Annotated in this window: 7 protein-coding genes; 1 reads left to right on the top strand and 6 read right to left on the bottom strand. The window is 67.1% G+C overall.

Annotated features, from left to right (window positions below; all coding sequences use genetic code 11):
* A partial coding sequence (locus ON44_RS34275) for a zinc-binding dehydrogenase (RefSeq protein WP_040698374.1) occupies positions 1–186 on the top strand: 186 nt, incomplete at its 5' end.
* A 179-nt stretch (positions 187–365) separates the two neighbouring features.
* Here ON44_RS34275 and ON44_RS34270 read toward each other — a convergent pair.
* The 6 genes from ON44_RS34270 to ON44_RS34245 form a co-directional block, all read right to left on the bottom strand.
* Entirely contained in the window at positions 366–1,574 is a 1,209-nt protein-coding gene (locus ON44_RS34270) for a CoA transferase (protein WP_040698373.1), read from the bottom strand.
* Positions 1,575–1,594: 20 nt separating this feature from the next.
* Complete coding sequence (locus ON44_RS34265; protein WP_051182738.1) at positions 1,595–2,104, bottom strand: hypothetical protein; 510 nt, start codon at positions 2,102–2,104, stop codon at positions 1,595–1,597.
* Complete coding sequence (locus ON44_RS34260; protein WP_040698372.1) at positions 2,101–2,838, bottom strand: Rv1363c family protein; 738 nt, start codon at positions 2,836–2,838, stop codon at positions 2,101–2,103. Before ON44_RS34260 ends, ON44_RS34265 begins: the two co-directional genes overlap by 4 nt.
* Positions 2,805–4,184 (bottom strand): MCE family protein, encoded by a 1,380-nt coding sequence (locus ON44_RS34255; protein WP_051182737.1) that lies wholly within the window; start codon positions 4,182–4,184, stop codon positions 2,805–2,807. Before ON44_RS34255 ends, ON44_RS34260 begins: the two co-directional genes overlap by 34 nt.
* Positions 4,181–5,224 carry an MCE family protein gene (locus ON44_RS47830; protein WP_063721671.1) on the bottom strand — a complete coding sequence of 348 codons (1,044 nt, stop codon included), beginning with the start codon at positions 5,222–5,224 and terminating at the stop codon, positions 4,181–4,183. The genes ON44_RS34255 and ON44_RS47830 overlap by 4 nt, the downstream gene beginning before the upstream one ends.
* The coding region (locus ON44_RS34245; protein WP_218007679.1) for an MCE family protein at positions 5,221–6,495 on the bottom strand (1,275 nt) is incomplete at its 5' end. The genes ON44_RS34245 and ON44_RS47830, both read right to left, overlap by 4 nt.

Below are 6,495 nucleotides of genomic sequence, written 5' to 3'. Positions count from 1 at the left end.
TACGGGCCGGGGCAGGACGCGGGCACCGAAGTCCGCGGCGCCGCCCGCGGTGAGCTCGTCGAGCGGGCCGGGTCCGGTGCGCTGCGCGTCATCGTCGATACCACCTTCCCGCTCGCCGAGGCCGCGAAAGCCCACGAGGTCGGCATCGCCGGACACGCACCCGGCAAGCTCGTGCTGATTCCCTGACCGGCACATCCATCACACGGACGGAAAGATCCGTGGTCTCCGGGCTGCCGCGACTGTCGAGTTGGGCCGAACACGATCTCGCGACGCTCGCCGAACTCCTGCACCGAACGCCGAATTCGGCGACTGGGGCCGGATGGCGATTACCGCGCGGTTCGTTCCGGGGGCTCGTTTGCGACGATCTACGACATGTGTAGTGCTGCAATCGATTCGGGGGACAGTCCGAGCCGATCCCGCAGGACGGATTCGGTATGTTCGCCGAGTCGGGGTGCGGGGCGGGCGGGAACGTGCGCGCCGTTCACCGCGATCGGGGAACCGGGCGCGAGGTATTCGCCGATCTCGGGTTGATGTAGCAGGGTGAACAGGGGATTCGCGGTGACGCGCGGGTCGGTCGCGAGTTCGTCGAAACTGCGGTAGCGCTCCCAGAGCACCGATGTTTTCGCCAGGGCGGTGCCGATCTCCTCGGCGGGTCGGTCGCGGAACCACGGGGTGAACAGGCCGGTCAGCACGTCGCGATGACGGTAGCGCGTGCCCTCGTCGGTGAAGTCCGCCGCCAGCGCTGTGGAAAGCGCATCGACCGCCACGGTGCTGCCGGTCAGCTCGGTGAGATCACGAAAGTGTCTGGGGGTCAGGGCGACCACCATGAAGGAGACGCCGTCGGCGCTGGTGAAGTGCTGACCGTACTGGCCGTAGATGCCGTTGCCCAAGCGGGGGCGCTGCCGCCCGCACAGTGCCGTCTCCGCGAGGAAGCCGAGGTTGCCCACCGTGGCCAGCGCGACATCCTCCAGCGGCAGGGTGATCCGGCTGCCCTGTCCGGTCGCGTCGCGGTGGCGCACCGCGGCGGTGATCGCCAGTGCCGCATACACTCCGCAGAGCAGATCCCAGGCCGGCAGCACATGATTGATCGGACCCTCGTGGTCGGCGGGGCCGGTGACGAGCGGAAATCCGGTGGCGGCATTGACGGTGTAGTCGACTGCGGCCGAACCGTCGGCGCGGCCCAGTATTTCCAGCTGGATCAGATCAGGCCGCGTGGCGGTGAGCGTCTCGTAGTCGAGCCAATCCCGTCCGGCGGCGTTGGTCAGCAGGATGCCACCGCTGGGGCCGCCGCCGGTTATCAGGCGGGTGACGAGCAGTTGCCCGGCCGGTGCACGCAAATCGGCTGTGACGGAGCGCTTTCCCTTGTTGAGTCCGGTCCAGTAGATGCTCTCGCCGTCGTCGGTGAGCGGCCATCGGCGGTAATCGGCGGCACCGCCGATCGGGTCGACACGGATGACTTCCGCGCCGAGCTGCGCCAGCGTCATACCCGCCAGCGGCGCGGCGACGAAGCTGGAGATCTCCACGATGCGCACACCGGCCAGCGGCTGCGCCGCGGAGGTCGCGGGATTCGGCATCTACATCATCCTCTCGCCGGCTACAGCGGAGTCATACCGCTGACGAGCCAGTGGTCGTCGTGCTTTTCGACGGTGACGGTCACCCGGCTGGAACTGGTGGTCGGTGCGGGCACGGCGGTACTGATTGTCACCTGGTCGATGAACATCAGCACCGTCGCACGGTCGGTGGAGGCCGACAGTACGCCCGCGGATACCACCCGCGCTCTGGTGCTCACGCCCTTCTCCTTTGCCACCGGCACGATCGTCTTGTTCACCAGATTGCGGTAGTCGTCCTGGAACGAGCCGGTGAGCCCCGCCACGGCGGCGAGATCCCGGTCGACCGTGGACGAGGTGTAACTGAGCATTGCCGCGACTGTTTCCCGGGCGGCGGTCGGTGCGTCCCTGCGTGCGGCGGCCGTGGCGGCGTCGTGCCGGTTGTCGCGCACGAGCAGCACCGCGGCGACGGTCAGTGCCACGATCACCGCAGTCAGAAGCGGAATCATGCTGAGCCGCAGAATGTTTCGCAGGACGATGACGGATCGATCGGTCACGGCACGAACTCCACGTTGGACACCTTCGGGGTGTCGTCGACTTCCTTGATCTTCACGCTGAACCGGTAGGAGCGTTGTTCCTGCTGCCGAGTCTGCGTATTGGTGACCTGTGCGTTCGCGGCGACGATGACGGTCACCGTGCCGTCGTCCGGAGCCTCGGCGCCGTCGTCGGCGGCGATGGCCGCAGCGATCACTTCGCCGGTGGACAGCACGTCGGCATCTCGGATGGCCTTCAGGTAGTTCCCGGACTGGCTGTGCAGTTCGTCCGCGAATGGTGCGGTGGTGACATCGCTCAGGCGGGCGAAGTCCGAATCGGCGCTGTCGCGGCGGATATTGATCAAGGCGGTGACACCGCGCCGGGCGGTGTCGACGATGGCGGCCTGGTGATTCGCGGCCGCCTCGGTCCGGCGATGCTCGCGCAGCGCCAGTGCCGTCACCGTGGTCGCGGCGACGAGCGCGGCGACAGCGATCGCTACCGCAGCGGTGCGAAAACTCTTGCGCCCCAGCCTCGGACGAGCGAACCGCAGTCGCAGGATAGGGCGTTGCGTCTGCTTCGACGGTCGTTCGCCCGCGGATGGCGTTGTATCAGTGCTCGCCTCGGTATCCGGAGACTCGCTGGGTGGCCCGGTCGGGCGGGTCGCCCGCCGACGCCGCGGCGGTTCGGTCACTGACGCGGTAGTAGCCGCCGCGTCGGTCGCGGTCAGGGAATCGGAGCGGTCAACAGTGAGGTCCATGACGCTTCCTGGGAGTCTGGTCGGTTGATGTCGATGTGGCGGTAGGGATTTCCGTCCGGTGTCAGATACATGGGGCTGCCGGGCAGATAGTGGGCGACACCTGCCGGCGCGGGTGAGGGGCTCAACTCGAATGGCCCGTTGTTTCCGGAGGGCGGTACCACCCCGTTGCGGCACTGCTCGGGGGTGGCGGCGCGGACGCCCGGATTTTCCAGGCACGGCAGGTTCCGCGTGCCGCGCACGGCGAACTGCGAATCCTGCGGGACATTGCAGTACAGATTGGGCGGGGTGTCGGGTGTGCTGGAGTCGGTGGGGCTGCGGCGTTCGTCGGCGGAGAGATAGCCGGTGGTGCAGGCGGCGGGATCCTGAACCTCGACGACGAAGACGACATTGGCGCCGCCGTCGGCGGCACCACGTGCACCGGCGATGTTCTCGGCGGCGATCAGGGGCGGCAGCAGGACCAGGACCTGCTCGATGGCGGGGTTGTAGGTCAGGGCAACGTGTCCCACGGTGGTCAGGTTGGCCAGCAGCAGCGGCAGGGTCGGTGCCAGGTTCTGGAACAGCTGGTTGGCATCGTCGGCGGTGGCCGGGCCGCGTTCCAGGATATTGCGCACGGCGGGGTCGGCGGTGCGGAGCTGGTCGGTGAGATAGGCCAGATTCGCGGCCCAATCGCGGATTTCGGCGCTGCTGACCACCTGGGTGTTCAGCAGCGGGGTGAGTTGCTGAACGAGGGTGGTGAGGGCGTCGCCATTGGCGGCCATGGCGTCGACGAAGGTGACGGTGGAGTCCAGCAGGCTCGCCAGATCCCTTCCCGCACCGCCGAATCCGCGCGCGGACTCGTCGAGCACCGTGCGCAGGGTGTCGGGTGGGAGCGAGGCGAGGATCGCGCGGGTCTGCTCAAGGATGGGGCCGATCCGGTCGGCGATCCGCACGCGGTCGACGGCGATCATATCGCCATCGCGCAGGAACGGTCCGTGGTCGACCGCGGGTTGCAGGTCGACGTACTGTTCGCCGATCGCCGACATGCTGCGGACCCGTGCGGTCAGGTCGGCGGGTACGGCGACCGAGTCGATAAGCGACAGCGTCGCGGTAACTCCGGTGGGTGCCAGGTCGACGGAGGTGACGCGGCCGATCGTATGCCCGTCGTAGGTGACATTGGCATTGCGATAAAGGCCACCGGCCCTTGGCAATTCGACGGTGACCCGATAGCGGCCGATATCGAGCGCCGCCGGAATCCGAAGATAGTAGATGCCGGTGAAAGTCGTCGATACCAGAGCGATGATCGTGAAGACGATCAGCTGGTTGCGGACGAGGCGAGAAGTACGTCCACCCGTCGAGTCGGTACTCACCGGGGGCCTCCTGTCACCGGTGGGGCGGCAAACGGGGTACCGAACAGCAGACCCTGCTGCAGCCGCGGCAGTGTGAGATCCGCTTCTGCCCACAGGTTCATGTAATCGCCGTGAATACCGTTCGTGATGGCGACCGGCGGGAACGGAAAGGTGGCCAGCTGGTTGATATTGGCGACGAGATCGTCCCCGGTTGCGGCAATCTGCTGCAGGGTCGGTGCGAGGTTGGCCAGGTTCCGCTTCAGATCCCCGTGGATCTGTCGTACCAGGGCGGTTCCGGCATCGCCGAATCGAGTCAATGCCGCGACGGCATTGGTGAGGTCGCCTCGCTGCTGGTTGAGCACGCCGAGAGCGGGGTCGATGGCGGCAACGGCCCGACCGATGGTGTCGTTGTCGGCGGACAGCTGAGCGGCAAACCTGTCGAGATTGTCCAGGGTGGCGGTGATCGCATCCCGCTGCGAATCCAACTCGCCCAGTACCGTATTCATTCCGTCGAGCACATTGCCGATCGAATCTTCATGTCCGGCAATTGCTTTGGTGGCCTCGGTGACGATGGTCTGCAGATGTCCAAGCCCGCCGCCGTTGAGCACCATGGACAGCGCCGCGAGCGTCTGCTCGGTGGTGGGATAGCTGCCCGCTCGCTCCAGCGGGATCACACTGCCCTCGATCAGCGTGCCCCGCGGGTCGGCCGGTGCGGTGAGTTCGATGTGGGTCGAGCCGAGCAGGCTGGTCTGCCCGATTTTGGCGGTTGCATTGGCGGGCAGGATGACGGAAGCGTTGAGCGCCACGCTCACTCGCGCGTGCCAGTCCTCGGTGGTGATGGTCGTGATGGTGCCGACTTCCACGTCGTCGACCAGTACGGGTGAGTTCGGGGTGATGGTGGTGACGTCCGGCATTTCGATGACCACGTGGTAGCTCCCGGGGCCGTGGCCCTGGGTCCCGGGCAGTGGCAGTGAATTCAATCCGGTCCACTGACATCCGGATACCGTGGCGCACAGTGCGATTCCGCACAGCAGCGCCATCGGACGGCGTGCCGTGCTCATCGCGGCTGTCCCGGCAGCAGGAGCTGCTGCAATTCCGGTGGGCTGTAGACGAGTTGGCCGGGACCCACACCGGTGCCGGTGGACGGGTTGATGCTCACCGGCGGGTAGTTCATCCGCAGCGTGTTCAGTAGTGGCCCGAGGTATTGCGCGCACAGCTGGGCTCCTTGCTCGGAGGTGGCGTTCGCGAGGGCGGCGATGCCGCCGCAGATGAAATTGATGGGGCTGCCGAAATTCTGGGGTCCCGGAACGCCGGTCATCGCGCCTTGCCCGGGGTTGTAGGTGTTGTAGTAGTTCGACAGCGCGGTGGGCGCGCGGTGCAGCACGGTTTCCAGCGCATCGCGCTGGGCGACGATCACATCGGTGGCGTCGACGAGCTGGTGCACCTGTGTGGTGAGCCCGTCGCGGTGCTCGGTGACGAATGCCTGGATATCGCCGATGGCGGTGTCCAGTGTGGTGAGCGCGGTCGACATATCGCTGCGGTTGCCTGCCAGCACCTCGGTGACCGATGCCAGCCGACCCTGGAATACGACTATCTGCTGCTCGCTGGCCGCCAGTGCGGTGGTGAACGCCTGGAGGTTGCGGACGGTGCCGAACAGGTCCGTGCTGCCCGTGGACAGCGTCGCCATGGTGGCGGAGAGTTGGTCGAGGCTGGCCCGCAGAGTGTCGCCGTTGCCGTTCATCGCCGCGGCGGCGGATCCGAGGAAGCGGGCGCCGGGTCCGGTGGGGTCATCGGGCCGCGGCGCGAGCGCGCTGGTGACCCGCGACAGTTGCTCCTCCACCTGATCCCATTCGACCGGTACGGCGGTGCGGTCGACCGGGATATCGACCTCACGACCGGCGCTGGGTCCGCTGGTCCAGGCGGGGGTGAGCTGGATGAATCGCGCGGCGACCAGGCTCTGGGCCATGATCACGGCCTTCACGTCGACGGGTAACCGCGACGACCGCGGCAGTCGCATGCGTACCGTGAGTTCGGTGCCGTGCGGCTCGATGGCTTCGATGGTGCCCACCTTCACCCCGACCACCCGAACCTCGTCACCGACGTAAAGGCCGCTGGTGGAGGTGAAATGGGCGGTGACGGTGTAGTAGCGCGACCGCTGGACGATGTCGTATCCGGCGACCACGACGGCGAGCGCCAGCGCGGCGGCGGTGAGTCGGAGCAGCCACCGTCTGCGGGCGCCGGTTCGAATTCGGAAGGCGCCGGGGCGAATTCGGCTGATCATCGGACCTGCGGGATCGGTAGGGGCGCCGGCGGGAGGCCGAGCACCGTATTG

Source organism: Nocardia vinacea NBRC 16497 (assembly GCF_000308835.1).
GTDB classification, from domain to species: domain Bacteria; phylum Actinomycetota; class Actinomycetes; order Mycobacteriales; family Mycobacteriaceae; genus Nocardia; species Nocardia vinacea.
The sequence above is the reverse complement of the archived record's forward strand: the minus strand, read 5'-3'. Positions and strand labels throughout refer to the sequence as shown.